General features: G+C 61.1%; 25 protein-coding genes. 16 read left to right on the top strand and 9 right to left on the bottom strand.

Features of this window, described 5'->3' with window-relative positions:
- The first annotated feature begins 1 nt into the window (after nucleotide 1).
- The 5 genes from AC0IYN_RS10155 to AC0IYN_RS10135 all read left to right on the top strand — a co-directional run bounded on the left by AC0IYN_RS10155 (nucleotide 2) and on the right by AC0IYN_RS10135 (nucleotide 6823).
- Nucleotides 2-1786, top strand: a complete 1785-nt coding sequence (locus AC0IYN_RS10155) for a GMC family oxidoreductase (protein ID WP_406596163.1) — start codon at nucleotides 2-4, stop codon at nucleotides 1784-1786.
- A gap of 12 nt (nucleotides 1787-1798) precedes the next feature.
- Nucleotides 1799-3097 (top strand): c-type cytochrome, encoded by a 1299-nt coding sequence (locus AC0IYN_RS10150; RefSeq protein ID WP_471841289.1) that lies wholly within the window; start codon nucleotides 1799-1801, stop codon nucleotides 3095-3097.
- A gap of 81 nt (nucleotides 3098-3178) precedes the next feature.
- Nucleotides 3179-4237: a PA0069 family radical SAM protein gene (locus AC0IYN_RS10145; RefSeq protein WP_471841287.1), complete on the top strand. Its 1059-nt coding sequence runs from the start codon at nucleotides 3179-3181 to the stop codon at nucleotides 4235-4237.
- A 227-nt stretch (nucleotides 4238-4464) separates the two neighbouring features.
- Nucleotides 4465-5196, top strand: a complete 732-nt coding sequence (locus AC0IYN_RS10140) for a carbonic anhydrase (protein WP_078046236.1) — start codon at nucleotides 4465-4467, stop codon at nucleotides 5194-5196.
- 85 nt (nucleotides 5197-5281) lie between these two features.
- A complete protein-coding gene (locus AC0IYN_RS10135) occupies nucleotides 5282-6823 on the top strand; it encodes a SulP family inorganic anion transporter (RefSeq protein WP_457266838.1) in 1542 nt (513 codons plus the stop codon).
- A 68-nt stretch (nucleotides 6824-6891) separates the two neighbouring features.
- Here the strand turns inward: AC0IYN_RS10135 and AC0IYN_RS10130 are convergent, their stop codons facing one another.
- On the bottom strand, nucleotides 6892-7539 hold the full coding sequence (locus AC0IYN_RS10130; protein WP_099493310.1) for a hypothetical protein: 648 nt from the start codon (nucleotides 7537-7539) through the stop codon (nucleotides 6892-6894).
- A 367-nt stretch (nucleotides 7540-7906) separates the two neighbouring features.
- Here AC0IYN_RS10130 and coxB point away from each other — a divergent pair, with 367 nt between their 5' ends.
- From coxB to AC0IYN_RS10110, 4 genes are all read left to right on the top strand, one after another.
- Nucleotides 7907-9034 carry a cytochrome c oxidase subunit II gene (gene coxB / locus AC0IYN_RS10125; protein ID WP_471841283.1) on the top strand — a complete coding sequence of 376 codons (1128 nt, stop codon included), beginning with the start codon at nucleotides 7907-7909 and terminating at the stop codon, nucleotides 9032-9034.
- A 58-nt stretch (nucleotides 9035-9092) separates the two neighbouring features.
- Nucleotides 9093-10679 (top strand): cytochrome c oxidase subunit I, encoded by a 1587-nt coding sequence (ctaD, locus tag AC0IYN_RS10120; RefSeq protein ID WP_078046240.1) that lies wholly within the window; start codon nucleotides 9093-9095, stop codon nucleotides 10677-10679.
- 144 nt (nucleotides 10680-10823) lie between these two features.
- A complete protein-coding gene (locus AC0IYN_RS10115) occupies nucleotides 10824-11375 on the top strand; it encodes a cytochrome c oxidase assembly protein (protein WP_406596157.1) in 552 nt (183 codons plus the stop codon).
- Between the two features lie 34 nt (nucleotides 11376-11409).
- Nucleotides 11410-12297: a cytochrome c oxidase subunit 3 gene (locus AC0IYN_RS10110; protein WP_471841280.1), complete on the top strand. Its 888-nt coding sequence runs from the start codon at nucleotides 11410-11412 to the stop codon at nucleotides 12295-12297.
- A gap of 6 nt (nucleotides 12298-12303) precedes the next feature.
- On the opposite strand, the gene AC0IYN_RS10105 is transcribed toward AC0IYN_RS10110, so the two are convergent.
- The gene (locus tag AC0IYN_RS10105) at nucleotides 12304-12507 is read right to left on the bottom strand and encodes a twin transmembrane helix small protein (protein ID WP_457266837.1); all 204 of its coding nucleotides are present in this window, start codon (nucleotides 12505-12507) and stop codon (nucleotides 12304-12306) included.
- Nucleotides 12508-12535: 28 nt separating this feature from the next.
- On the opposite strand from AC0IYN_RS10105, the gene AC0IYN_RS10100 reads away from it, so the two are divergent.
- Genes AC0IYN_RS10100 through AC0IYN_RS10080 form a run of 5 tightly spaced genes read left to right on the top strand, consistent with a single transcriptional unit; the run spans nucleotide 12536 to nucleotide 16459 of the window.
- Entirely contained in the window at nucleotides 12536-13300 is a 765-nt protein-coding gene (locus tag AC0IYN_RS10100; RefSeq protein ID WP_471841277.1) for an SURF1 family protein, read from the top strand.
- Nucleotides 13266-13850 (top strand): hypothetical protein, encoded by a 585-nt coding sequence (locus tag AC0IYN_RS10095; protein WP_457266835.1) that lies wholly within the window; start codon nucleotides 13266-13268, stop codon nucleotides 13848-13850. Before AC0IYN_RS10100 ends, AC0IYN_RS10095 begins: the two co-directional genes overlap by 35 nt.
- Nucleotides 13851-13860: 10 nt before the next feature.
- Nucleotides 13861-14940 (top strand): COX15/CtaA family protein, encoded by a 1080-nt coding sequence (locus AC0IYN_RS10090; protein ID WP_471841274.1) that lies wholly within the window; start codon nucleotides 13861-13863, stop codon nucleotides 14938-14940.
- On the top strand, nucleotides 14928-15827 hold the full coding sequence (cyoE, locus tag AC0IYN_RS10085; protein WP_406596152.1) for a heme o synthase: 900 nt from the start codon (nucleotides 14928-14930) through the stop codon (nucleotides 15825-15827). The genes AC0IYN_RS10090 and cyoE overlap by 13 nt, the downstream gene beginning before the upstream one ends.
- A complete protein-coding gene (locus AC0IYN_RS10080; RefSeq protein WP_406596151.1) occupies nucleotides 15824-16459 on the top strand; it encodes an SCO family protein in 636 nt (211 codons plus the stop codon). Before cyoE ends, AC0IYN_RS10080 begins: the two co-directional genes overlap by 4 nt.
- Before the next feature lie 161 nt (nucleotides 16460-16620).
- Here the strand turns inward: AC0IYN_RS10080 and AC0IYN_RS10075 are convergent, their stop codons facing one another.
- Genes AC0IYN_RS10075 through AC0IYN_RS10065 form a run of 3 tightly spaced genes read right to left on the bottom strand, consistent with a single transcriptional unit; the run spans nucleotide 16621 to nucleotide 19123 of the window.
- The gene (locus AC0IYN_RS10075; RefSeq protein ID WP_028618642.1) at nucleotides 16621-17391 is read right to left on the bottom strand and encodes a MetQ/NlpA family ABC transporter substrate-binding protein; all 771 of its coding nucleotides are present in this window, start codon (nucleotides 17389-17391) and stop codon (nucleotides 16621-16623) included.
- Between the two features lie 50 nt (nucleotides 17392-17441).
- The gene (locus AC0IYN_RS10070) at nucleotides 17442-18116 is read right to left on the bottom strand and encodes a methionine ABC transporter permease (protein ID WP_406596150.1); all 675 of its coding nucleotides are present in this window, start codon (nucleotides 18114-18116) and stop codon (nucleotides 17442-17444) included.
- Entirely contained in the window at nucleotides 18116-19123 is a 1008-nt protein-coding gene (locus AC0IYN_RS10065; RefSeq protein WP_078046246.1) for a methionine ABC transporter ATP-binding protein, read from the bottom strand. Before AC0IYN_RS10065 ends, AC0IYN_RS10070 begins: the two co-directional genes overlap by 1 nt.
- Nucleotides 19124-19196: 73 nt before the next feature.
- On the opposite strand from AC0IYN_RS10065, the gene katE reads away from it, so the two are divergent.
- The gene (gene katE / locus AC0IYN_RS10060; RefSeq protein WP_352152397.1) at nucleotides 19197-21530 is read left to right on the top strand and encodes a catalase HPII; all 2334 of its coding nucleotides are present in this window, start codon (nucleotides 19197-19199) and stop codon (nucleotides 21528-21530) included.
- An 86-nt stretch (nucleotides 21531-21616) separates the two neighbouring features.
- Here the strand turns inward: katE and AC0IYN_RS10055 are convergent, their stop codons facing one another.
- The 4 genes from AC0IYN_RS10055 to AC0IYN_RS10040 are packed head-to-tail and all read right to left on the bottom strand — an operon-like array spanning nucleotide 21617 to nucleotide 24422.
- Complete coding sequence (locus AC0IYN_RS10055) at nucleotides 21617-22336, bottom strand: PA5502 family lipoprotein (protein ID WP_078046247.1); 720 nt, start codon at nucleotides 22334-22336, stop codon at nucleotides 21617-21619.
- 37 nt (nucleotides 22337-22373) lie between these two features.
- Nucleotides 22374-23162, bottom strand: a complete 789-nt coding sequence (znuB, locus tag AC0IYN_RS10050) for a zinc ABC transporter permease subunit ZnuB (protein WP_012721518.1) — start codon at nucleotides 23160-23162, stop codon at nucleotides 22374-22376.
- Nucleotides 23155-23940, bottom strand: coding sequence for a zinc ABC transporter ATP-binding protein ZnuC (znuC, locus tag AC0IYN_RS10045; RefSeq protein WP_159953512.1), 786 nt, complete (start codon nucleotides 23938-23940; stop codon nucleotides 23155-23157). Before znuC ends, znuB begins: the two co-directional genes overlap by 8 nt.
- Nucleotides 23940-24422, bottom strand: coding sequence for a Fur family transcriptional regulator (locus AC0IYN_RS10040; protein WP_012721520.1), 483 nt, complete (start codon nucleotides 24420-24422; stop codon nucleotides 23940-23942). Before AC0IYN_RS10040 ends, znuC begins: the two co-directional genes overlap by 1 nt.
- Before the next feature lie 58 nt (nucleotides 24423-24480).
- Here AC0IYN_RS10040 and AC0IYN_RS10035 point away from each other — a divergent pair, with 58 nt between their 5' ends.
- Nucleotides 24481-25410, top strand: coding sequence for a zinc ABC transporter substrate-binding protein (locus tag AC0IYN_RS10035; RefSeq protein WP_214497095.1), 930 nt, complete (start codon nucleotides 24481-24483; stop codon nucleotides 25408-25410).
- The last annotated feature ends 41 nt before the right edge of the window (nucleotides 25411-25451 follow it).

The following is a 25451-nucleotide window of genomic DNA, read 5'->3' as shown; positions in this document are numbered from 1 at the left end:
CGTGGCGACCATCATGAAGAAAGTGGATGCAGTGATCGTAGGCTTCGGCTGGACCGGCGCGATCATGGCCAAGGAACTGACGGAAGCGGGCCTCAACGTGGTTGCGCTGGAGCGCGGCCCGATGCAGGACACGTACCCGGACGGCAACTATCCCCAGGTCATCGACGAATTGACCTACAGCGTGCGTAAGAAGCTCTTTCAGGACATCTCCAAGGAGACGGTGACCATTCGTCATAGCGTGAATGATGTTGCCCTGCCTAACCGTCAGTTGGGTGCATTCTTGCCGGGTAACGGCGTGGGCGGCGCGGGCCTGCACTGGTCGGGGGTGCATTTCCGTGTCGATCCGATAGAACTGCGTATGCGCAGCCACTACGAGGAACGCTACGGTAAAAACTTCATTCCCAAGGACATGACCATCCAGGACTTCGGCGTGAGCTATGAAGAGCTGGAGCCGTTTTTCGACTATGCGGAAAAAGTCTTCGGTACGTCCGGCCAAGCCTGGACCGTGAAGGGCCAGTTGGTCGGCGAAGGCCGTGGCGGCAACCCTTATGCACCGGATCGCTCCAACCCGTTCCCATTGGAAGCGCAGAAGAACACCGTCTCCGCACAGCTGTTTCAGAAAGCGGCGGCCAGCGTCGGGTATAAGCCTTACAACCTGCCGTCAGCCAATACCTCGGGCCCCTACACCAACCCTTATGGTGCGCAGATGGGCCCGTGCAATTTCTGCGGCTTCTGCAGTGGCTACGTGTGCTACATGTATTCCAAGGCCTCGCCGAACGTGAATATCCTGCCGGCGCTGCGCCAGGTGCCGAACTTTGAGCTGCGGCCCAATTCCCACGTGCTCAAGGTCAACCTCGACAGCACGAAGAGCAAAGCCACCGGTGTGACCTACATCGACGCCCAGGGCCGCGAATGCGAGCAACCGGCGGACTTGGTGATCCTAGGCGCGTTCCAGTTCCATAACGTGCGTTTGATGCTGCTCTCCGGTATCGGCAAGCCGTACGACCCGATTACCAATGAAGGCGTGGTGGGCAGGAACTTCGCCTACCAGAACATGGCAACCATCAAGGCGTTCTTCGACAAGGACACCCACACCAATAACTTCATCGGTGCGGGCGGCAATGGCGTGGCCATCGATGACTTCAACGCTGACAACTTCGACCACGGGCCCCACGGCTTTGTGGGCGGTTCGCCGATGTGGGTCAACCAGGCTGGCAGCCGACCCATTGCCGGCACCTCGAACCCGCCGGGTACTCCGGCCTGGGGCAGCGCCTGGAAGCGCGCCACCGCCGATTACTACACCCACCAAGTGTCGATGGATGCCCATGGCGCCCATCAATCCTACCGGGGCAACTACCTGGATCTGGACCCGGTTTACCGCGACGCCTACGGCCTACCGTTGCTGCGCATGACGTTCGACTGGCAGGAAAACGACATCAAGATGAACCGCTTCATGGTCGAGAAAATGGGCAAGGTCGCCGAGGCGATGAACCCCAAGGCGATTGCGGTGTTGGGCAAAAAGGTCGGTGAGCACTTCAACACGGCGTCCTACCAGACCACCCACCTCAACGGCGGCGCGATCATGGGCACAGACCCGAAAACCAGCGCGCTGAACCGTTATCTGCAGTGCTGGGATGTGCACAACGTGTTTGTCCCAGGCGCATCCGCTTTCCCACAAGGTTTGGGCTATAACCCTACCGGCCTGGTGGCGGCGCTGACCTACTGGTCGGCCCGGGCAATCCGCGAGCAGTACCTGAAAAACCCCGGCCCACTGGTTCAGGCATAAGGAGCGATGACCATGAGAGCACTTGTTATCGCCACCTTCGCCCTTTTCAGCAGTTGCTCAGTGAGCGCCGCAGAAACCGACGTGATCAAGCAAGGCGAATACCTGGCACGCGCCGGTGACTGCGTGGCCTGCCACACTGCCAAGGGTGGCAAGCCCTTCGCCGGTGGCCTGCCAATGGAAACCCCCATTGGCGTGATCTATTCCACCAACATCACGCCGGACAAGACCGGCCTGGGCGACTACAGCTTCGAAGACTTCGACAAGGCCGTGCGCCATGGCGTCGCCAAGAGCGGTAGTACCCTTTACCCAGCGATGCCCTACCCGTCTTATGCTCGCGTCAGCGACAGCGACATGAAGGCGTTGTACGCGTACTTCATGAAGGGCGTTGAGCCCGTTGCCCAGGAGAACAAGGACAGCGATATTCCCTGGCCCTTGAGCATGCGTTGGCCGCTGGCGGCGTGGCGCTGGATGTTCGCGCCGGCTGTCGAGGAGCCCCCGGCGCTAGCCACTGCCGACCCGGTGATCAGCCGCGGCGCCTATTTGGTGGAGGGCCTCGGCCACTGCGGCGCTTGCCATACGCCACGGGCGTTGACCATGCAGGAAAAAGCCCTGAGCGCCACTGACGGCAACGCTTTCCTGTCCGGCAGCGCGCCGCTGGAAGGCTGGATTGCCAAGAGCCTGCGCGGTGACCACAAGGACGGCCTCGGCAGTTGGAGCGAGGAGCAACTGGTGCAATTCCTCAAGACCGGTCGCAGTGATCGCAGCGCGGTGTTTGGCGGCATGAGCGATGTTGTCGTCCATAGCATGCAGTACATGTCGGAAAATGACCTGACGGCTATCGCCCGTTACCTCAAGAGCCTGCCGGCGGCGGACCCCAAGGATCAGCCGCACCAGTACGACAAGCAGGCAGCTGATGCCCTGTGGAAAGGCGACGACAGTCAGCGCGGCGCCTCGGTGTACATCGACAACTGCGCCGCCTGCCACCGTACCGATGGCCATGGTTATACACGTGTGTTCCCGGCGTTGGCGGGCAACCCTGTGCTGCAGACGGCGGATGCCACGTCATTGATCAACATCGTGTTGAACGGCGGCACTTTGCCGGCGACCCACACGGCGCCATCCACCTTCACCATGCCGGCGTTCGCCTGGCGCCTGTCGGATCAGGAAGTGGCCGATGTGGTCAGTTTCATTCGTGGCAGTTGGGGCAACAAGGGCGCGCCAGTCAACGCCAGCGAAGTGGCGGACCTGCGCAAGAACGATATGCGCACCACCTCCGGCGATGACTTGGGGCAGGTGACACAAAAGCACTGATCCTTCCCTGGCCGCCAAACGGCACTGGTCAGAAACCTTGCGCCTCGATACTGTATATAAAAACAGTATCGAGGCGCTTTCATGTCTACTCCGCTGCCACCCCGAGGCCGGGGCACGGCCACCAACCTGCATAACCGCTTTGCGCCCACGGTCAGCGTGGTCGAGGATGACGGCTGGTTCCAGGAAGTGCCGCCGACCCAGGGCACCGAAGTGCGCATAGAGACGGCCAAGACCATCATCACCCGCAACAACTCGCCGGACTTGCCGTTTGATCGCTCGATCAACCCCTACCGTGGCTGCGAGCACGGCTGTATCTACTGCTATGCACGGCCCAGCCATGCTTATTGGGACATGTCGCCGGGGTTGGATTTCGAGACCCGGTTGATCGCCAAGACCAACGCCGCCAATGTGCTGGAACAGCAACTCTCGAAGCCGGGCTACGTGTGTGCGCCGATCAACCTGGGATCCAATACCGACCCGTACCAGCCGATCGAGCGCGAGTACAAGATCACCCGGCAAACCCTGGAAGTCCTGCTGCGCTATCGCCACCCGATAACGATCATTACAAAAGGATCGCTGATTTTGCGCGATCTGGACCTGCTCACCGAACTGGCCCGCCAGCGACTGGTGGCCGTGATGATCAGCCTTACCAGCCTGGACGACGAACTCAAGCGCATCCTGGAGCCACGTACCGCGGCGCCCAAGGCGCGGTTGCGGGCGATCCGGGTGATGCGCGACGCGGGGATCCCGGTGGGTGTGCTGTGTTCGCCGATGATTCCAATGATCAACGACAGTGAGCTGGAGAGCCTGTTGACCGAAGCCCACGCGGCGGGCGCGCAAAGTGCGGCGTACATGATGCTGCGCCTGCCCCTGGAGGTGGCGCCATTGTTCGAGGAGTGGCTGGCGGCCCATTACCCGCAACGCGCGGCCCATGTCATGAGCCTGGTGCGCCAGGTGCGCGGTGGTGAGGTGTATGACAGCCGCTTTGGTGTGCGCATGCGTGGTGAAGGCCCGTTTGCCGATCTGCTCGCCCAGCGCTTCAGCAAGGCGATCAAACGCCTGGGGCTCAACCGGCGAGAAGGCTTCAACCTGGATTGCAGCGCCTTTTGTCCACCCGGCAGACAGATGGCTTTGTTGTAGACTGAACAGGTGGAATGCCCTGTTCTTGTAGGAATAGTCGCGTTTTGACATCACTGAAACCCGCGTCCTAGAGCGGTTCATTCAGTTTGAGTTAAGTTTCGACGGTTACCTTGTTCAGCGAGTGACTGATGAGTCGGCACTCTGGCCCCTGGCGTTTTACAACTTTTCCACTGGCCAAGCGTCGAACTGACCTGAAAACTCCCCTGCATTAATCAAGAGGATGAATCATGAGTGACAAGGATAAACAGCCGTTGGCTGCGTCGGCTTCTGCCTCTCCAGTGGCGGAAACCGCCGATGCAGCGCTAAAGCATATCGTTGACGGCTTTTTGCATTTCCATCACGACGTCTTCCCTCAGCAGGAAGAACTTTTCAAGAAACTCGCCACGGCCCAGAGCCCACGGGCGATGTTCATTACCTGCGCCGACTCGCGCATCGTGCCTGAGCTGATCACCCAAAGCTCGCCGGGCGATCTGTTCGTGACGCGTAACGTCGGCAACGTCGTACCGCCTTATGGGCAGATGAACGGCGGTGTTTCCACGGCCATCGAGTACGCCGTCCTTGCCCTGGGCGTGCAGCACATCATCGTTTGCGGGCACTCCGATTGCGGCGCTATGCGTGCGGTCCTCAACCCCGCCAGCCTGGAGAAGATGCCAACCGTCAGGGCCTGGCTGCGACACGCTGAAGTTGCCAAGTCCATGGTCGAGGACAACTGCGACTGCGCCAATGAAGGCGAGAGCATGAAGGTGCTGACCGAAGAAAACGTCATCGCCCAACTGCAGCATTTGCGGACCCACCCTTCCGTGGCTTCGCGCATGGCCAATGGTCAGCTGTATATCCATGGTTGGATCTACAACATCGAGACCAGCGAAATCCGCGCCTACGATGCCGACCAGTCGGCGTTCCGACCGTTGGGCGGCGACGGGCCGATCCCTTGCGCGACGCCTAAAGCGCGCTTCTAACACACTTCCCTGCCGGGTAAAGCGGTGGCTGCCATGGACGCAGCCAGGCTTTACCGCGCCCGGCGAATGCCTCGGGAGAGTCATCATGCGTGCTGCTCAATTGAAAGCTGTATTGCCACGGGAGCTGCTCGCTTCCGTGGTTGTGTTTCTGGTTGCCCTGCCCTTGTGCATGGGCATCGCGATTGCCTCGGGCATGCCGCCCGCCAAGGGCCTGATCACGGGGATCATCGGCGGCCTTGTGGTGGGTTGGCTGGCGGGCTCGCCCTTGCAGGTCAGTGGTCCGGCGGCCGGTTTGGCTGTGTTGGTATTCGAACTGGTGCGCCAGCACGGCATGCTGATGCTCGGGCCGATCCTGTTGCTGGCGGGCTTTCTGCAGCTGGTAGCCGGGCGCCTGCGCCTGGGCTGCTGGTTTCGCGTCACGGCCCCGGCGGTGGTGTACGGCATGCTGGCAGGGATTGGCGTGCTGATTGTGCTATCCCAGATTCACGTGATGCTCGACGGTGCGCCCAAACCCTCGGGGCTGGACAACCTGGCAGGCTTCCCGGCGGCGTTGGCCGAGGCGATCCCGACCCTGGGCGGTGGCCTGGGGTGGCAGGCGGGATTGCTCGGGTTGTCGACGATGCTGGTGATGTACGCCTGGGATAAATTTCGCCCACAGAAGCTGCGATTTGTACCCGGCGCCTTGTTGGGTGTGGGCCTGACCACCGTGGTCAGCCTGATGCTGGCGTTGCAGGTCAAGCGCGTGGAAGTCCCGGAGAATCTCGCCGATGCCATCGATTGGCTGCGCCCCAGCGATCTGTTGAATCTTGCAGATCCTCAACTGTTGATTGCCGCCTTTGCGGTGGCGTTTATTGCGAGTGCCGAAACCCTGCTCTCCGCTGCGGCGGTCGATCGCATGCACAGCGGTCAGCGTTCTGATTTTGACAAGGAATTGTCTGCTCAAGGTGTAGGCAACATGCTCTGCGGCCTGGTGGGTGCCTTGCCGATGACCGGCGTGATCGTGCGCAGCTCGGCCAACGTACAGGCCGGTGCTACCACGCGCCTGTCGGCGATGTTCCATGGCCTGTGGCTGCTGGCGTTCGTGCTGTTGCTGTCGAGTGTGCTGCAGAGCATCCCGGTGGCGAGCCTGGCGGGCGTGCTGGTGTACACCGGTATCAAGCTGGTGGACGTCAAGGCATTCAAGGCATTGGGACGCTATGGGCGGATGCCGATGTTCACCTATGCGGCCACGGCGCTGGCGATCATCTTTACCGACCTGCTGACCGGCGTGCTGGTGGGCTTCGGCTTGACCTTGGTCAAGCTGGCGTTCAAGGCGTCACGCCTGAAAGTGAGCCTGATCGATTTGCCCCAGGAGGGTGAAATGGAGCTGCGTCTGACGGGCGCGGCTACTTTCCTGAAAGTGCCGGCGCTGACCCAGGTGCTGTCGACGGTGCCTGCGGGGACCACCGTGCATGTGCCGTTGAGCAACTTGAGTTACATCGACCATTCCTGCCTGGAGTTGCTGGAAGAATGGGGGCGAGCCAATGCGGCCAAGGGCTCGACGCTGGTGATCGAGGCGCGTGGGTTGAAGCGAAGGCTGGAAGGTCGGGTCAGGATGACGACGGGGATAGGTTCCGCGCCAGCCTAACCACCAAGCAACCCTGTGGGAGCCGGGCAAACCCGGCTCCCACATTTGATCGTTTGCGACCCAGGAAATTAAGCCGGCTGATCCAACGCCAACTCAACCCCCAGCTGTCGCGACAGGCACGGCCAGCGCTTCCACGCGGCTTCTGTGTCCGGGCTCTTGAGCTGTTCGCGATAGGTCTCGACCGACTCCAGCGCAAAGCTGTCTTCGTTGAGCATTTCATCCACCGCGTGATGCACCGCTTCATCCAGTTGGTTGGCGAAGGTTTCGCCGATCAGCTGGTGGGCGATGACATTGGCCACGGTGGTGTCGGCCGGAATCAACGGCTGGCCAAAATGCTTGATATACAGGTCGTTGACCTCTTCGACTAGGCGATGAGCCAGGTAGGCCTCATCCAGCAGGCCGTCGAGCCCTTCGTGGCCGGCGAGGATGGCAGGCGGTTGCAGGAAGAAGTGCTCGGCAATTTTCAGCACCGGCTTGATCTGGCTTTCGATACCCGCCTCGCGGGCCACGTCGTTGGCGGCGTCCAGCAAGTCCGGGACCAGGTCGATGTAGGCGGTGACAAAGCGAGTCATGACAATGTTGCGATCACCGTCAGCCAGGGAGATGGCCGAATGCAGGTGCGGCAATTGTTTTTCCAGTTGCTGGGCAAGCTGGCCCGTGCTGGCTTCGTGTTGATGGGCACGGGAAATCTGCTCGCGCAATGCGGCGGTGTTCATGAAAGCTCCAGTGATGCAGGCGTAGGAAAAGGGAGAGGATAAGGTAGCTCGTTTATACGAGAGCCTAAGACGCATTTGTCATAATTATTTCATGGTTATGCGCCTGCGTTATATCGAATTGCCATCGTTCGTCGGATAAACGATTCCGCCCCCGGTTTTATTAGCCCCGACCGGTCATTTTTGCTCATTTGCCCCTACACATTGCGGGGTTGCAGAGCCTGTCTATACTCGGATTTGTACGCGATTAGCTGATGACGCCAGACTGCATAAGCAGGCAAGGCTAAGCGGTTGTAAGCAGTATGGAAGCCGCTCCCTTCGACGCAGGTGCAAACCGGCGGGATAACAAGAACGATAAGGGGAACCCGCAATGATGCGACATCCACACGTTTGGATGGGCCTCCTGTTGTGGTCAGTATTCGGCCAGGCACATGCCGCCTGGACAACGAATATGGCGCCAGGGGCGACAGAAGTCAGTCACGCTGTGTTCGACCTCCACATGACCATATTCTGGATCTGTGTGGTGATCGGCATCATCGTGTTTGGCGCGATGTTCTGGTCGATGATCGTTCATCGCCGGTCCACGGGCCAGGTCGCGGCCAAGTTCCACGAGAGCACTACCGTGGAGATCCTCTGGACCGTCGTGCCCTTGCTGATCCTGGTCGCGATGGCCATTCCGGCGACCAAGACCCTGATCAATATCTACGACAGCAGTGAATCGGATATCGATATCCAGGTCACCGGCTACCAGTGGAAGTGGCATTACAAATACCTGGGCCAGGACGTGGAGTTCTTCAGCAACCTGGCCACGCCCGCCGAGCAGATCCACAACCAGGCCACCAAGGGCGAACACTACCTGCTGGAAGTCGACCAGCCACTGGTGTTGCCGGTGGGCGCCAAGGTGCGCTTTTTGGTGACGGCTGCCGACGTGATCCATTCCTGGTGGGTGCCGGCGTTTGCCGTCAAGCGCGACGCCATCCCCGGCTTCGTCAACGAGGCCTGGACCCGTATCGAGAAGCCGGGCATCTACCGTGGGCAGTGCGCCGAACTGTGCGGCAAGGACCACGGTTTCATGCCCATCGTGGTCGAGGTCAAGTCCAAGGCCGACTACGACACTTGGCTCGGCGAGCGTAAGGAAGAGGCCGCCAAGCTCAAGGAACTGACCTCCAAAGAGTGGACGCTGGAAGAGCTGGTGTCCCGTGGCGACAAGGTCTACCACACCACCTGCGTGGCCTGTCACCAGGCTGAGGGCCAGGGCTTGCCGCCGATGTTCCCGGCGCTCAAGGGTTCGAAAATCGCGACAGGGCCAAAAGAAGGCCACCTGAGCCTCGTCTACCACGGCAAGCCGGGCACTGCGATGGCGGCCTTCGGCAAGCAGCTTTCGGAAGTGGATATCGCCGCCGTGGTGACCTACGAGCGCAACGCGTGGGGCAACAACAAAGGTGACATGGTCACGCCTAAAGACGTGCTGGCCATCAAGCAGGCGGAAAGCAAATGACCTACCTCAAGGCGTTTACCTCGACCCGCCCCGCCCACTCGCTTGCAGGAGAACGGCCATGAGCGCTGTGATCGATGACCATGGTCACGCCGACCATGCCCACGGCCCCGCCAAGGGGTTGATGCGCTGGGTGCTGACCACCAACCACAAAGACATCGGCACCCTGTACCTGTGGTTCGCCTTCACCATGTTTTTGCTCGGTGGCTCGTTCGCCATGGTGATCCGCGCCGAGCTGTTCCAGCCCGGCCTGCAGATTGTCGAGCCGGCGTTCTTCAACCAGATGACCACCATGCACGGCCTGATCATGGTGTTCGGCGCGGTGATGCCGGCGTTCGTCGGCCTGGCCAACTGGATGATCCCGCTGATGATCGGTGCGCCGGACATGGCCCTGCCGCGCATGAACAACTTCAGCTTCTGGCTGTTGCCGGCAGCGTTCCTGCTGCTGGTCTCGACCCTGTTCACCCCCGGCGGCGGGCCGAACTTCGGCTGGACCTTCTACGCCCCGCTCTCTACCACCTATGCGCCGGAAAGCGTGACGTTCTTCATCTTCGCCATCCACCTCATGGGCATCAGTTCGATCATGGGCGCGATCAACGTGGTCGCGACCATCCTCAACCTGCGCGCACCCGGCATGACGTTGATGAAAATGCCGTTGTTTGTCTGGACCTGGCTGATCACCGCGTTCCTGCTGATCGCGGTAATGCCGGTGCTGGCCGGTTGCGTGACCATGATGCTGATGGATATCCACTTCGGCACCAGCTTCTTCAGTGCGGCTGGCGGTGGTGACCCGGTGCTGTTCCAGCACGTGTTCTGGTTCTTCGGCCATCCCGAGGTGTACATCATGATCCTGCCGGCCTTCGGCGCCGTCAGCTCAATCATCCCGACCTTCTCGCGCAAGCCGCTGTTCGGCTACACCTCAATGGTCTACGCCACGGCGAGCATCGCGTTCCTGTCGTTCATCGTGTGGGCGCACCACATGTTCGTGGTGGGCATTCCGTTGGTGGGCGAGTTGTTCTTCATGTACGCCACCCTGCTGATCGCCGTGCCCACGGGGGTGAAGGTGTTCAACTGGGTCAGCACCATGTGGCAAGGTTCGCTGACCTTCGAGACGCCGATGCTGTTTGCCGTGGCGTTCGTGATCCTGTTCACCATCGGTGGCTTCTCCGGGCTGATGTTGGCGATTGCGCCGGCGGACTTCCAGTACCACGACACCTACTTCGTGGTAGCGCATTTCCATTACGTACTGGTGCCCGGCGCGATCTTCGGCATCTTCGCCTCGGCCTACTACTGGCTGCCGAAATGGACCGGCCACATGTACGACGAAACCCTGGGCAAGCTGCACTTTTGGCTGTCTTTCGTGGGCATGAACATGGCGTTCTTCCCCATGCACTTCGTCGGGCTGGCGGGCATGCCGCGCCGGGTGCCGGACTACAACCTGCAGTTCGCCGACTTCAACATGGTCTCGTCGATCGGCGCCTTCATGTTTGGCGCCACGCAGATCTTCTTCCTGTTTATCGTGATCAAGTGCATCCGTGGCGGCCCGCCAGCGCCGGCCAAGCCGTGGGATGGCGCCGAAGGGCTGGAATGGAGCATTCCTTCGCCTGCGCCGTACCACACGTTCACGACGCCGCCGGAGGTGAAATGAACACCTTGGTGCAGGCCGACACGGTCTCCTGTGGGAGCTGGCTTGCCTGCGATGAGAGTGTGGCAGTGGGTGGATTCGGTGCCTGGCACACTGCTATCGCAGGCAAGCCAGCTCCCACAGAAAATCAACAGCGGGGTAGTCGCCATGGCTGAGTCCGTGCCTATCAAGCGCCTGGTTACTCGGCTGCTCATCCTGGTGGTGGCGATGTTCGCCTTCGGCTTTGCCCTCGTGCCGATCTACGACGTGATGTGCAAAGCGTTCGGTATTAATGGCAAGACGGCCGGGCAGTACGAGGGTGAACAGGTTGTCGATGCTTCACGCCAGGTGCGGGTGCAGTTCCTGTCTACCAACGCCATCGATATGGTCTGGGATTTCTACGCCAAGGCTGACGAAGTGGTGGTCAACCCGGGCGCAGTGACGGAGATGCTGTTCGTGGCCCACAACCCCACCGACAAACCCATGACCGCCCAGGCCGTACCGAGTATTTCTCCGGCCGAAGCGGCGATGTACTTCCACAAGACCGAATGCTTTTGCTTCACCCAGCAAGTACTGCAGCCGGGCCAGCGCATCGAAATGCCGGTGCGCTTCATTGTCGACCGCGACATGCCCAAGGATGTGAAGCATCTGACCCTGGCGTACACGCTGTTTGATATCACTGCGCGCCAACCGCCCGTCGCTGCTCATACCGGCGGCTAGCTACTGTTTGGGGCTCAATCAGGAGAGCGAATACATGTCGACTCATGATACGTACTACGTACCAGCGCAAAGCAAATGGCCAATAATTGCCACGATTGGCATGCTGGTCACCGTGTACGGCCTGGCCGTGTGGTTCAACGACCTGAAGGCGGCGCGCCCGGAATCCCACGGCCCGTGGATCTTCTTTGTCGGCGGCCTGCTGGTGGCCTACATGCTGTTCGGCTGGTTTGGGGCGGTGATCAAGGAAAGCCGCGCCGGGTTGTACAGCGCGCAGATGGACCGGTCGTTTCGCTGGGGCATGAGCTGGTTCATTTTTTCCGAAGTGATGTTCTTTATCGCGTTCTTCGGAGCACTGTTTTACGTGCGGCACATGTCCGGCCCGTGGCTAGGGGGTGAAGGGCACAAGGGCATTGCGCACATGCTGTGGCCGAACTTCGAGTTTGCCTGGCCGTTGCTCAACAACCCCGACCCCAAGATGTATCCCGCGCCGGAGGGCACCATCAGCCCCTGGGGCCTGCCATTGGTCAACACCATCTTGCTGGTGAGTTCCAGCGTGACCATCACCATCGCCCACCATGCGCTGCGCAAAGGCCATCGCGGTGCGCTGAAGATCTGGCTGGCGATCACGGTGTTGCTGGGCCTGGCATTCCTGGGGTTCCAGGCTGAGGAGTACATCCACGCCTATAAAGAGCTGGGCCTGACCCTGGGCTCGGGCGTGTATGGCGCGACGTTCTTCATGCTCACCGGCTTTCACGGCGCCCACGTCACCATCGGCACGATCATTCTGTTCGTGATGTTGATGCGCATCCTCAAGGGGCATTTCAATGCCGAGCACCAGTTCGGTTTCGAGGCGGCCAGTTGGTATTGGCACTTTGTGGATTTGGTGTGGATCGGGCTGTTTTTCTTCGTCTATGTGCTGTGAGCCGACTTACCACGGCGCATGAGACACCAATTGGCCGCTGAAGAACCCCCAGGTGATCAAACCCAGGGTAATCACGGCCAGTATCACACGCACAGTCAGGGCGTTGACGAGGCGATCGGAGTTGCCCTCGTCCTTGACCAAGAAGAACAAGCCACTGAACAGACTCACAACGGTCGCGATCAGCATCAGGGCAATGGCGGCTTTGAGCATGGTCTGGCTCCAATGGGATGGGCGGGCAATGAAAACAAGTATAGCCAGCGCCGCAAAACGCTTTCGTCCAGGGATCGCACCTACCTTAGTGGTGCTGGTACTGCTGCCGTTGATGGTCGGCCTGGGGCTCTGGCAACTGTCTCGTGGCCATGAAAAGCAGCTGCTGGTGGACAGTTATACCGAGCGGCGCGCGGCGGATCCGATCAGCAGTGTGCAACTCAACGACATGGCTGACCCGGCCTTTCGCCGTGTGCGTTTGCGCGGGCAATTCGATGCCGAACACAGCGTTTTTCTCGACAACCGCATGCGCGACGGCAAGGCCGGCGTTGAGTTGCTGCAACCTTTCCATGACCAGGCGAGCGGCCTGTGGCTGTTGCTCAATCGCGGTTGGTTGCCCTGGCCGGACCGGCGCACGCCACCCGTTTTCAGCACGCCTGAGCAACCCTTGAACCTGGATGCCTGGGTGTATGTCGCCCCCGGCGAAACCTTCCAGTTGCACGCCGACCCGGCGGGTGCGCAATGGCCGCGCTTGCTGACAGCGCTGCACCCTGCCGCGTTGTGGGCAGAGCTGGGGCGCAGCGGGTTTGCCTACGAGCTGCGGGCCGAAGCCGGCCCGGGCACCTACGAAACCACTTGGCCGATCGTGGCCATGGGCCCGGAAAAACATTTGGCGTATGCCGTGCAGTGGCTCGCCATGTCGCTGGCGTTGCTGGCGCTTTATCTCTACCTCGGATGGCACAACAAAAAGGAGAAGCCCCATGGGAGCGGCCATGAATCCACTCAACATGTCTGAGGTGCCTGACCGGCGCAAAGGCCGTTGGCAACTGATTCTGATCCTGATGATGGTGATCGGCCCGATGGCGCTGGCCACCTTCATGTACAAGCTGCAGTTCTGGGTGCCGGAAAGTCGCAGCTATCACGGTGAGATGATCGGCAACGGCCAGACCCGCGCCGACATTGGCGTGCAGGCCGATGAGCAACGTTGGCAACTGCTGGTGACCGCGCCCGCCGCCTGTGCTGCCGATTGCCAGCAACTGGTGTACCTCGCGCGGCAATTGCAGATCGGCCTGGGGCGCGATGCCTCCCGCGCCAGCCATGCCTTGGCCAGTGCGCAGCCGCTGGGCAGCGATTATGACGCCAAGCTCAAGGCTGAATACCCGCAGCTGCAACGCTTCACGCTGGACCTGTCGACCTTCAGCAAAAACGCCGGTGCACTAGGCGATGCACAGCTGTGGATCGTCGACCCCCACGGCAACCTGGTGCTGCGCTATGACGCCAAGGTCAAGGGCAAGGACTTGCTCAACGACCTGCGCCACCTGCTGAAACTGTCCAACATCGGATAAGGGCATCGTCATGGCCAAACCTGGATTTCGCCTCGCGTTGTTTGCCACCTTGCTGGCGTTGATCGTCGTGCTGCTTGGCGCCTATACGCGCCTGACCCACGCCGGCCTCGGCTGCCCGGACTGGCCCGGCTGCTACGGCTTTATCAGTGTGCCCAAGACCGAAGCCCAGTTGGCCCATGCCGAGCTGCACTTCCCCGATACGCCGGTGGAGGCGGATAAAGGTTGGGCGGAGATGACGCATCGCTATTTCGCCGGCACCTTGGGCTTGCTGATCGTGCTGCTGGCCGCGCGTTCGTGGAGCCATCGGCGCGATCCTGGCCAGCCGGTGAAGTTGCCGCTGTTCGTGCTGGCGGTAGTGTTCGCCCAGGCGGCGTTTGGCATGTGGACGGTAACGCTGAAGCTGTGGCCGCAGGTGGTCACGGGGCATTTATTGGGCGGTTTTGCGACCTTGAGCCTGCTGTTCCTGCTGACACTGCGGCTGTCTGGCGTATTGCCCGCGTTGATCGTGCCCAAGCGCCTGCAGTATTGGGCGACGGCGGGGCTGGTACTGGTGATCGGGCAGATTGCGTTGGGTGGCTGGGTCAGTTCGAACTATGCGGCGGTGGCCTGTATCGATTTGCCGACCTGCCATGGCGAATGGTGGCCGGCAGCGGATTTCGCCAATGGCTTCCACCTCACCCAGCACATCGGTCCCAACTACCTGGGCGGGCAGTTGGACAGTGAGGCGCGCACCGCCATCCACCTCACCCACCGCATTGGCGCCGTCATCGTCAGCCTGGTGCTACTCGGCCTGGCCTGGCAGTTGCGTGCCGTCGGCATGACGCGGTTGGCGGGCTTGCTGCTGATTGCCCTGGCGGCGCAACTCTGCCTGGGCTTGAGCAACGTGTATTTCCACTTGCCGCTGCCGGTTGCGGTCGGGCACAACGCTGGCGGTGCGGCCTTGTTGCTGACGCTGGTGTTGGTCAACTATCACGCGCGCACCAGCCTGGTCCGGTTGCGCAATCAACTGCCGTTCGGCTGGCGGTTTATCCCGCGCAAACACGTATCGGGCCTCATTACCCTTAAAGGAGAGATGCCATGGCGACCTTGATCGGCGCGCACCACCGCCAGGCGATCTGGCGTGACTACCTGGAGCTGACCAAGCCGAAGGTGGTGGTGCTGATGCTCATCACCTCGCTGGTTGGGATGTTCCTGGCGACCCGCGCCGGCGTGCCGTGGACGGTGCTGGTGTTTGGCAACCTGGGGATTGCCCTGTGTGCGGGCGGCGCGGCGGCGGTCAACCATGTGGTGGATCGGCGCATCGACGCGGTGATGGCGCGCACACACAAGCGGCCGTTGGCCGAGGGGCGGGTGTCGCCGCTGGCGGCGTTGGCGTTTGCATTGTTTCTGGCTGTTGCAGGATTGGCGCTGTTGCTGGCGTTCACCAACCCGCTGGCGGCGTGGCTGACGCTGGCCTCGCTGCTCGGTTATGCGGTGATCTACACCGGCTTTCTCAAGCGTGCGACGCCGCAAAATATCGTTATCGGAGGCCTGGCCGGCGCTGCGCCGCCACTGTTGGGTTGGGTCGCCGTCACCGGGCACGTCAGCGCCGAACCCCTGCTGCTGGTGCTGATCATCTTCGCCTGGACGCCGCCGCACTTCTGGGCCCTGGCCATCCATCGCAAGGAGGAATACGCCAAGGCGGATATTCCGATGCTGCCGGTCACCCATGGCGAGCACTACACCAAGGTGCACATCCTGCTCTACACCTTCGCCCTGCTGGCAGTGAGCCTGATGCCCTATGTGATCCATATGAGCGGCCTGCTGTACCTTGCGTGTGCACTGGTATTGGGCGGGCGCTTTCTGCAATGGGCCTGGGTGTTGTACCGTGGCGGTCGGCCGCACGCGGCGATCAACACCTTCAAGTACTCTATCTGGTACTTGCTGCTGCTGTTTATCGCCCTGCTCGTAGACCACTACTTACTGTTGAACCTATGACTCGAACTCAAAAAACTGTCTTCATCCTGGTGGCCCTGGTGGCATTGATCATGGGCCTGACCGTCAATAAAGTGCTCTCGGGCAAGGGCCAGGGCGACCCCACCGCCTTGATCGACGCCGGCATCATCCTGCTGCCGCAAAGCCGCCAGCTGCCGCCAGTGAGCATGACCAACCAGGAAGGCCAGCCGGTGGTGGTCAATGAGTTGAAAGGCAAGTGGAGCCTGCTGTTTTTCGGCTACACCTTCTGCCCGGACATCTGCCCGACCACCCTCGCCCAACTGCGCCAGATCAAGAGCGAGCTGCCCAAGGACGCGGTGGATAAGCTGCAGGTGATCCTGGTCAGCGTCGACCCGAACCGCGATACGCCGACTCAGCTCAAGCAGTACCTGGGTTACTTTGATCCGCAGTTTGTCGGGTTGACCGGTGCGAATGTGGCGGAGGTGCAGAAGGTGTCGAATGCGGTGAGCATTCCGTTCATTCCGGCGGATACCAGCAAGCCCAACTATACCGTCGACCACAGCGGCAACCTGGCGCTGATCGGTCCGGACGGGACGCAGCGTGGGTTTATTCGTGCGCCGTTGAATAACCAGAAGCTCGTAGCGCAACTGCCGGTGCTGTTGCAGCGTAAATAAGCCGGACGCCAGCCCGGCCAGCACCACAAAACACATGTGGGAGCTGGCTTGTCTGCGAAAGCGGTGTGCCAGTCAACATCGCCGTCGACTGATACACCGCATTCGCGAGCAAGCCCGCTCCCACATTTTTTGATCTCCAGTGTTTGGGAGATCGAGTCAGGTCAGAACGCCGGCTTGATCGCGCCTTTGTACTTCTCTTCGATGAATTTCTTCACTTCAGGCGTGTGCAGGGCGGCAACCAGCTTCTTCACGGCGTCCGAGTCCTTGTTGTCTTCGCGGGTCACCAGGATGTTCACGTAAGGCGAGTCGCTGCCTTCGATGACCAGTGCGTCCTTGGACGGGTCCAGCTTGGCTTCCAGCGCATAGTTGGTGTTGATCAGCGCCAGGTCGACCTGGGTCAGCACGCGCGGCAGGGTGGCGGCTTCCAGTTCGCGGAATTTCAGGTTTTTGCTGTTACCGGTGATGTCCTTGATGGTCGACAGGATGTTGGTCGGGTCCTTAAGGGTGATCAGGCCGTTCTTGGCCAGCAGCAACAGCGCGCGGCCGCCGTTGGTGGCGTCGTTCGGGATCACCACGTTGGCGCCGCTTGGCAGCTCGTCCAGTTTCTTGTACTTGCTGGAGTAGGCGCCCAGGGGTTCCAGGTGCACGGCGCCAACGCTCACCAGGTGAGTGCCCTTGGCCTTGTTGAACTCATCCAGGTACGGCTGGTGCTGGAAGAAGTTGGCGTCCAGGCGCTTTTCAGCGACTTGAACGTTTGGCTGCACGTAATCGGTGAAGACTTTGACCTGCAGGTCTACGCCTTCTTTGGCGAGGGCAGGTTTCACGAATTCGAGGATTTCCGCATGGGGGACCGGCGAAGCAGCGACCGTGATGGTCTCGGCGTGGGCGGAAAACGCGGCAACGGCGGCGAAAGCAACCAGTAGTTTTTTCATCCAGCAAGCTCCTTGTTCGGGCATGGGCCGGCGGGGGCCGGCCATGGCCGTTATTTTCGAGAAAAGTGCACCACCAGCTTGTCGCCGACGGTTTGCAGAATTTGCACCAGGACCAGCAGCATCACCACGGTGACCACCATCACATCGGTCTGGAAGCGCTGGTAACCGAAGCGGATGGCCAGGTCACCCAGGCCACCGGCACCGACCACACCCGCCATCGCCGTGTAGGACACCAGTGTAATCGCCGTCACCGTAATCGCCGCGAAAATGCCAGGACGGGCTTCGGGCAGCAAGGCGTTGGTAATGATCTGGCGCGTGCTGGCGCCCATGGACTGGGTGGCTTCGATGATGCCGCGGTCCACTTCACGCAGCGCGGTCTCCACCAGGCGCGCAAAGAATGGCGTTGCACCTACGACCAGCGGCGGAATCGCACCCGCCACGCCCAGCGAAGTGCCGGTGATCAGGACGGTGAACGGGATCATCACGATCAGCAGGATGATGAACGGCAGCGAACGCAGGATGTTCACGATCAACGACAGCAGCGCGTACAGGCCTTTCTGTTCGAACAGTTGGCGCGGGCTGGTCAGGAACAGCAGCACGCCCAGCGGCAGGCCCAGTACGACGGTAAAAAACAGCGAACCGAACAGCATGGTCATGGTATCGCCGGTGGCCAGCCAGATTTCGGACCAGTCGATATTAGCGAAGAAACTCAACAGGGCTTCCATTAGCGCAGGACCTCCATGTGAACGTCAGCGGCAGTGAAGCGCGCAAAGGCGGCGTCCATGTCACCGCCGGTGACGGCGAGGGTCAGTTGCCCGTAGGGGATGTCTTTGATGCGGTCGATACGACCGGCGAGGATGCTGTAGTCCACACCGGTTTCGCGGGCGACGGTGCCCAGCAGTGGCGCGTAGGTCGCTTCACCCTGGAACGTCAGGCGCACGATGCGGCCGGGTACATGGGCGAAGTCATCGCGCTGCTCGCCTTCGTCGACTTGCTCGGCTTCTTGCACGAAGCGCTTGGTGGTCGGGTGCTTGGGGTGCAGGAATACGTCGGCCACTGAGCCTTGCTCGACGATCACGCCGGCGTCCATCACGGCCACCTGGTCGCACACGCGGCGGATCACATCCATTTCGTGGGTGATCAGCACGATGGTCAGCTTCAGCTCGCGGTTGATTTCGGCCAGCAGTTGCAGCACCGAAGCGGTGGTTTGCGGGTCGAGGGCGCTGGTGGCTTCGTCGCACAGCAGGATCTTTGGCTTGGTCGCCAGGGCGCGGGCGATGCCGACGCGTTGCTTCTGACCACCGGACAACTGCGCCGGGTACTTCTTGGCGTGGTCCGACAGGCCGACACGGGCGAGCAATTCGGCGACGCGCAGGTCGATTTCCTTGCGCGACAGTTCGCCGGCCAGGGTCAGCGGCAACGCGACGTTGTCGGCGACGGTCTTGGACGCCAGCAGGTTGAAGTGCTGGAAGATCATCCCGACCTGCTGGCGGAAACGGCGCAGGCCGTTGGCGTCAAGGGCGGTGACTTCTTCGCCATCCACCGTGATCTTGCCGCCACTCGGTTCTTCGAGGCGGTTGATCAGGCGCAGCAGTGTACTTTTGCCCGCGCCGGAATGACCGATCAGACCAAACACCTGGCCGTTCTCGACGGTCAGGCTGGTGGGGTGCAGCGCGGGAATATCCCTACCGGCGACGCGGTAGGTTTTATGGACGTTTTGAAACTCGATCACGTAGCGAACCTTGTGGGGCGCATGGAAAAGGGATCAGCGGTTAGCCGGGCGCGCATTTTAGCCTGTCCGTATAGTGTTTCTTAGCATTTATTTCGCATTCAACCAGCGATTTGGCAATAACGCGATCAAAGGTCATAAAAAAGGAACGGCCCAAAACCCCATCAGTCACTACTTAAGCAACTCGATTTCCCAGGTGCCGTGCCTGGGGTTTTGCTCAAACGAGCCGGGGATCGCTCTGGCCACTTTGAATAAGGAGTTTTGTCTGATGAGTACCAAGAAGCCAGCCACCCCGCCGAAGAGTGAACTCGCGGGCACCGATACCCTGGACCGTGGCAACACCAACGCCAAGCTGCAGGCCCTGGAAACATTCCGTTCCGACGCGACCGGCCAGGCCCTGCGTACCAACCAAGGCGTGAAGATTTCCGACAACCAGAACACCTTGAAAGTCGGTTCCCGCGGCCCGTCGCTGCTGGAAGACTTCATCATGCGTGAAAAAATCACGCACTTTGACCATGAGCGCATCCCAGAGCGCATCGTGCATGCCCGTGGCACCGGCGCCCATGGTTATTTCCAGACGTATGAGAACCATTCGGCGCTGACCAAGGCTGGGTTCCTGCGTGACCCTGGGCATAAAACCCCGGTATTCACGCGCTTTTCCACCGTGCAGGGCCCGCGTGGCTCAGGGGATACGGTGCGTGATGTGCGCGGTTTTGCGGTTAAGTTTTTCACCGAAGAAGGCAACTTCGACCTGGTGGGCAACAACATGCCGGTGTTTTTCATTCAGGACGCGATCAAGTTTCCTGACTTCGTGCACGCCGTAAAGCCTGAACCGCACAATGAAATTCCTACCGGCGGATCGGCGCACGATACGTTCTGGGACTTCGTTTCGCTGCAGCCTGAATCCGCTCACATGGTGATCTGGGCAATGTCTGACCGCGCCATTCCAAAAAGCCTGCGCAGCATGCAGGGCTTTGGTGTGCACACCTTTCGCCTGGTGAATGCCGAGGGCAAATCCAACTTCGTCAAATTCCACTGGCGCCCTACGGCGGGTACTTGCTCGCTGGTGTGGGACGAGGCGCAGAAGCTTGCCGGTAAAGATACCGACTACCACCGTCGCGATCTCTGGGAAGCCATTGAGATGGGCGACTACCCCGAGTGGGAATTGGGTGTGCAGGTTATCCCCGAGGATAAGGAGCATGCCTTCGACTTCGACATTCTCGACCCCACCAAGCTGATTCCGGAAGAGCTGGTGCCAATCACCCCGCTGGGCAAGATGGTGCTGAACCGCAACCCGGATAACTTCTTTGCAGAAGTCGAGCAGGTCGCGTTTTGCCCTGGCCATATCGTGCCGGGTATCGACTTCTCCAATGACCCGCTGCTGCAAGGTCGGTTGTTTTCCTACACCGATACACAGATCAGCCGACTGGGCGGCCCGAACTTTCACCAGTTGCCGATCAACCAGCCCGTGACGCCGCTGCACAACAACCAGCGTGATGCCATGCACCGCAGCACCATCGATAAAGGTCGTGCGTCCTACGAGCCAAATTCGATTGATGGCGGCTGGCCTAAAGAAACCCCGCCGGCGGCACAGGATGGTGGCTTCGAGACGTATCCGGAGCGCATCGATGCCCACAAGATCCGTGAGCGCAGCGAGTCATTCGGCGATCACTTCTCCCAGGCGCGCCTGTTCTTCCGCAGCATGAGCAAGCACGAGCAAGAGCACATCATCGCGGCGTATAGCTTTGAGTTGGGCAAGGTAGAGCGTGAGTTCATTCGTGCGCGCCAAGTCAACGAGATCCTGGCCAATATCGACCTGGAACTGGCCAAGCGCGTGGCCCAGAACCTGGGGCTGCCAGCACCGACCCAAGGCACCGTGCCGGAGCGTCAAACCAAGCCGGAGCGCTCGCCAGCGTTGAGCCAGGCGAACCTGCTGCCGGGCGATATCAAGACCCGCAAGGTGGCGATCCTGGCAGCCAATGGCGTGGACGGTGTGGCGATTGCCGCGCTGAAAAAGGCACTGGAAGCAGAAGGGGCGCACGCCAAGCTGCTGGGGCCAACCTCGGCGCCGGTGAAGACGGCCGATGGCAAGAGCCTGCCGGTGGATGCGTCGATGGAAGGCATGCCGTCCATTGCGTTTGATGCGGTGTTCGTCCCTGGCGGGAAGGACTCGGTGAAAGCCTTGAGCGGTGATGGGGTGGCGTTGCACTTCCTGCTAGAGGCGTACAAGCACCTCAAGGCGATTACAGTCGCCAGTGACGCGAAGCCGTTGTTGGACCTGCTGAAACTCGAGGTGGATGCGGGGCTGATCGTGGGATCGGATGCCAAGGCGTTCAAGGCGTTTTTTGCCGCGATCGGCCAGCATCGGGTCTGGGATCGCGAGCCTAAGGCCAAGGCGATTCCAGCTTAAGCAATTGGTTGTCGGTTAGATTGCTATCGCCGGCAAGCCGGCTCCTACAGGTTGATGGGTAGGAGCCGACTTGCCGGCGATGCTTTCTAGTCCGCCTTGCGCGGAATCAGCACGACCTGCGCCGGAATGTTCTTCAGAATCTGCCGGTGAATCTTCAGGTCATACCCCGAATCGATACGCTTCACCCGTTTGGTCAGCAACGTGGCCAGCCACGGGTAATCCTCTGTGCGCGGCGCCTGGATGCTCACGTCGCACTGGTAATTCACCACGTCGGTGGCAATTGCGTCCAACTGGTGGCGCAGTTCTTCGATGTTGGTGAGGTTCAGCGCCACTGTGGTGCTGGGCGCTGCCGGGTCGATGACTTTGGCTGCGGGCTTGGCTTCGGCGGCTTTCAGGGCGGCCTCGGCTTTATCCAGCTCGGCTTTGCGGGCGTGCGTGATGGCGCTGTTTACGCCGCCGGTGAGTGCGGGCGCCTTGGGCATCAGGGCGCGGGCACGGCTCAGGGCGGTGGCGGCGGCGTTTACGTCACCTTTTTGCAACACGATCTGGCTGCGCTGCAGATAGGCTTCGGCCAATTGACGCTGGTAGGTCTCCAGCGCCGGGTCGTTGGGCGATTGGGCCTGTAGCGCGGCCAGTTGGTCTTCGGCGGTAGCCAACTCGCTGCTGGCCAGGTTTTGCTCCAGCTGCGCGATGGCCGCAGCGCGTGCGTCCGGGGCCTCGGGGGCGGCGGGCGGTGTGCTTTGACAGGCGCCCAGCAGCAGGGAAAATGCGGCAAGGAGCAGATAACGGGAGGTGAACAGCTTCATTCCTGCGACTCTCTATTTGCGCAAAAAGCGAGCAAGTCTACACCCCTCGACGGGGCAGGACAAAACTCAGCAGAAACAGGGCGGCGGCCGTGACCACAATCGATGGGCCGGCCGGGGTGTCCTTGAACCAGGACAACGCCAAGCCACCGCACACTGCAAGCATCCCCAACAGGCTCGCGCCGATCGCCATTTGCTCGGGCGAGCGGGCATGGCGCTGGGCAGCGGCTGCGGGAATGATCAACAGCGACGTGATCAACAATACGCCCACTATCTTCATCGCGACAGCAATCACCACGGCGATCAGCAACATCAGGGCCATGCGCAGGCTCGGCACGGGCAAGCCTTCGACCGTGGCCAGCTCTTCATGCACGGTGATTGCCAGCAATGGTCGCCACAGCGCGACCAGCAAGACCAGCACGGCCGCGCTGCCGCCGAGAATCCACGCAAGGTCGGTGGGGCTGATCGCCAGCAGATCACCGAACAGGTAGGCCATCAGGTCGATGCGCACTTCATGCATGAAGCTCAGCACCACCAGGCCCAGGGACAGGGTGCTCGGCGCCAGGATGCCCAGCAAGGTGTCGGAGGCCAGTGGCTGGCGCTGTTGCAGGGTGACAAGCAGCACGGCCAGCAACAGGCAGCCCACGGTCACGGCAATGGTCGGGCTGACATCCAGCAAGAAGCCCATGGCCACGCCCAGTAGCGCAGCATGCGACAGCGTGTCGCCGAAATAAGCCATGCGTCGCCACACCACGAACGAGCCCAATGGGCCCGCCACCAACGCCAAAGCCAAGCCTGCCAGCAGGGCGTAGAGCAGAAAATCAGCCATGCTTGCAGCTATCTCCATGAACGTGGGTGTGAGGCGCGGCGGGGTCGTCGACCACGGCGCCATGCAAATCGTGGGCGTGGTCGTGATGGTGGTGGTAGATCGCCAGGCTCTGGGCGTTCTTGCCGAACAGCTCGACGAACGCCGGGTCGCCGCTGACCTGCTCCGGGTGGCCGGAGCAGCACACGTGACGGTTGAGGCACACCACTTGGTCGGTGGTGCTCATCACCAGGTGCAAATCGTGGGAGACCATCAGCACGCCGCAACCATGACGGTCGCGCAGGCGGGTGATCAGGCTGTACAGCTCGGCCTGGCCGGCGACGTCGACGCCTTGCACGGGCTCATCCAGCACCAGCAGTTCCGGCTCGCGCAACAGGGCGCGGGCCAGTAGCACGCGCTGCATTTCGCCGCCGGAGATGCTTTGCACCGGGCTGTCGATCACCTGTTCGGCGCCGACTTCCTTGAGCGCAGCCTGGGCGCGGGCGCGGTCCACGCCCGGCACCAGGCGCAGGAAGCGCAACACAGAGAGAGGCAATGTCGGATCGACGTGCAGCTTCTGCGGCATATAACCGACGCGCAGCTTGGGTTTGCGCCATACGCTGCCGGTATCGGGCTTAAGCAGGCCGAGTACGGCGCGAACCAGCGTGGTCTTGCCGGCGCCATTGGGGCCGATCAAGGTGACGATCTGCCCAGGCTCCACGCTCAGCGCGATGTTATCCAGCACGTTTTGCCCGGCGAACGTGACCCCGACCTGCTCCAGGCGGATTAACGCGTTGCTCATCAAGCCCCCTGGCAGCCCGAGCACAGGCCGACCACTTCGACCGTTTGCCCTTCGACCCGGAAGCCGACATCGGCAGAGCTTTTGATGATGGCGTCGCTGATGCTTTTTTGTTCAAGCTCGATGGCGGCGTGGCACTCGCGGCAGATCAGGAACTGGCCCTGGTGCGCGTGTTCCGGGTGGCTGCAGCCGACGAAGGCGTTCAACGAGGCGATGCGGTGCACCAGGCCGTTTTCCAGCAGGAAGTCGAGTGCGCGGTACACGGTCGGCGGTGCTGCGCGACGGCCGTCTTGCTCACTGAGCACGCCGAGGATGTCGTAGGCGCCCAGCGGCTTGTGGCTCTGCCACACCAGTTCCAGCACGCGGCGACGCAAGGCGGTCAGGCGCAACCCCTTCTGTGTGCACAGGGTGTCGGCCTCCGACAGCGCGGTATGCACGCAGTGAGAGTGGTCGTGGGGACGGCTGGCAAGCGGTGTTTTAGGCATGAGCGGCGACAGATATTTGATAGAGACGTTATTATGTTACCCGTTCCTACGCCATTGAGTGGTCATCGTGTCCCGACTTTTTCCCGTTTTTGTCGTATTTGTCACCAGTTTGTTCATTACTGGCGCCGCTCAGGCCGAGGTCAAGGTGCTGACCAGCATCAAGCCATTGCAGTTGATTGCCGCTGCTGTGCAGGACGGTGTGGCGGTTCCCGAGGTGTTGTTGCCCCCCGGTGCGTCGCCCCATAACTATGCGTTACGACCATCCGACGTACGGCGCGTGCAGTCGGTGGACCTGCTGTACTGGATCGGCCCGGATATGGAGAGTTTCCTGCCACGCGTGTTGAAAGGTCGTACGGCCGCGACAGTGGCAGTGCAGGATCTGCCAGGCATGAAGCTGCGTCGTTTTGCCGAAGACAGCCACTCACACGCCGATGAAGCCGACGAACACGACCACGATCACCGCCCGGGCAGCCTGGATGCGCACTTGTGGTTGTCGACGGTGAATGCTCGGGTGATTGCTGCGCGCATGGCGGCTGACCTGGCTGCCGCCGATCCGGCCAATGCCGCGCGGTACCAGAGCAACGCTAAGGCCTTCGAAGAGCGCCTCGATGCGCTGGACGCTCGCCTGAAAGCCCGCTTGGCGCCGATCGATGGCAAGCCTTACTTCGTGTTCCACGAAGCTTTCGATTACTTCGAAGACGCTTACGGCCTCAAGCACACTGGTGTGTTCAGCGTTGCCGCCGAGGTACAACCCGGCGCCCAGCATGTGGCGGCGATGCGTACGCGTTTGCAGGAAGTGGGCAAGACCTGCGTGTTCAGCGAGCCGCCGTTGCGTCCGCGCCTGGCTGAAACGCTGGTCGCCGGTTTGCCGGTGAAGCTGGCGGAGTTGGATGCGTTGGGCGGTTATACCCCGGCTACCGCTCAGGGTTATGAGCAGGTGTTGGAGAAGCTTGGTAACGACCTGGCCGGGTGCCTGGAGTCGTTGTAACAGATGGCGCATATCTAATGTGGGAGCTGGCTTGCCTGCGA

Source organism: Pseudomonas sp. AC112, assembly GCF_979253545.1.
Note: the sequence above shows the minus strand (reverse complement) of the source record. Positions and strands in the feature narration are given on the sequence as shown.

Excerpts from the sequence above, each read along its gene's own strand:
- AC0IYN_RS10100 (WP_471841277.1), top strand. The coding sequence starts at position 12,536 with ATGAAAACAAGTATAGCCAGCGCCGCAAAACGCTTTCGTCCAGGGATC.
- AC0IYN_RS10090 (WP_471841274.1), top strand. The coding sequence starts at position 13,861 with ATGGCCAAACCTGGATTTCGCCTCGCGTTGTTTGCCACCTTGCTGGCG.
- AC0IYN_RS10115 (WP_406596157.1), top strand. The coding sequence starts at position 10,824 with ATGGCTGAGTCCGTGCCTATCAAGCGCCTGGTTACTCGGCTGCTCATC.
- AC0IYN_RS10130 (WP_099493310.1), bottom strand. The coding sequence starts at position 7,539 with ATGAACACCGCCGCATTGCGCGAGCAGATTTCCCGTGCCCATCAACAC.
- AC0IYN_RS10110 (WP_471841280.1), top strand. The coding sequence starts at position 11,410 with ATGTCGACTCATGATACGTACTACGTACCAGCGCAAAGCAAATGGCCA.
- AC0IYN_RS10095 (WP_457266835.1), top strand. The coding sequence starts at position 13,266 with ATGGGAGCGGCCATGAATCCACTCAACATGTCTGAGGTGCCTGACCGG.
- ctaD (WP_078046240.1), top strand. The coding sequence starts at position 9,093 with ATGAGCGCTGTGATCGATGACCATGGTCACGCCGACCATGCCCACGGC.
- coxB (WP_471841283.1), top strand. The coding sequence starts at position 7,907 with ATGATGCGACATCCACACGTTTGGATGGGCCTCCTGTTGTGGTCAGTA.
- AC0IYN_RS10135 (WP_457266838.1), top strand. The coding sequence starts at position 5,282 with ATGCGTGCTGCTCAATTGAAAGCTGTATTGCCACGGGAGCTGCTCGCT.
- AC0IYN_RS10080 (WP_406596151.1), top strand. The coding sequence starts at position 15,824 with ATGACTCGAACTCAAAAAACTGTCTTCATCCTGGTGGCCCTGGTGGCA.
- AC0IYN_RS10140 (WP_078046236.1), top strand. The coding sequence starts at position 4,465 with ATGAGTGACAAGGATAAACAGCCGTTGGCTGCGTCGGCTTCTGCCTCT.
- AC0IYN_RS10150 (WP_471841289.1), top strand. The coding sequence starts at position 1,799 with ATGAGAGCACTTGTTATCGCCACCTTCGCCCTTTTCAGCAGTTGCTCA.
- cyoE (WP_406596152.1), top strand. The coding sequence starts at position 14,928 with ATGGCGACCTTGATCGGCGCGCACCACCGCCAGGCGATCTGGCGTGAC.
- AC0IYN_RS10070 (WP_406596150.1), bottom strand. The coding sequence starts at position 18,116 with ATGGAAGCCCTGTTGAGTTTCTTCGCTAATATCGACTGGTCCGAAATC.
- AC0IYN_RS10075 (WP_028618642.1), bottom strand. The coding sequence starts at position 17,391 with ATGAAAAAACTACTGGTTGCTTTCGCCGCCGTTGCCGCGTTTTCCGCC.
- znuC (WP_159953512.1), bottom strand. The coding sequence starts at position 23,940 with ATGAGCAACGCGTTAATCCGCCTGGAGCAGGTCGGGGTCACGTTCGCC.
- AC0IYN_RS10055 (WP_078046247.1), bottom strand. The coding sequence starts at position 22,336 with ATGAAGCTGTTCACCTCCCGTTATCTGCTCCTTGCCGCATTTTCCCTG.
- AC0IYN_RS10145 (WP_471841287.1), top strand. The coding sequence starts at position 3,179 with ATGTCTACTCCGCTGCCACCCCGAGGCCGGGGCACGGCCACCAACCTG.
- znuB (WP_012721518.1), bottom strand. The coding sequence starts at position 23,162 with ATGGCTGATTTTCTGCTCTACGCCCTGCTGGCAGGCTTGGCTTTGGCG.
- AC0IYN_RS10105 (WP_457266837.1), bottom strand. The coding sequence starts at position 12,507 with ATGCTCAAAGCCGCCATTGCCCTGATGCTGATCGCGACCGTTGTGAGT.
- AC0IYN_RS10040 (WP_012721520.1), bottom strand. The coding sequence starts at position 24,422 with ATGCCTAAAACACCGCTTGCCAGCCGTCCCCACGACCACTCTCACTGC.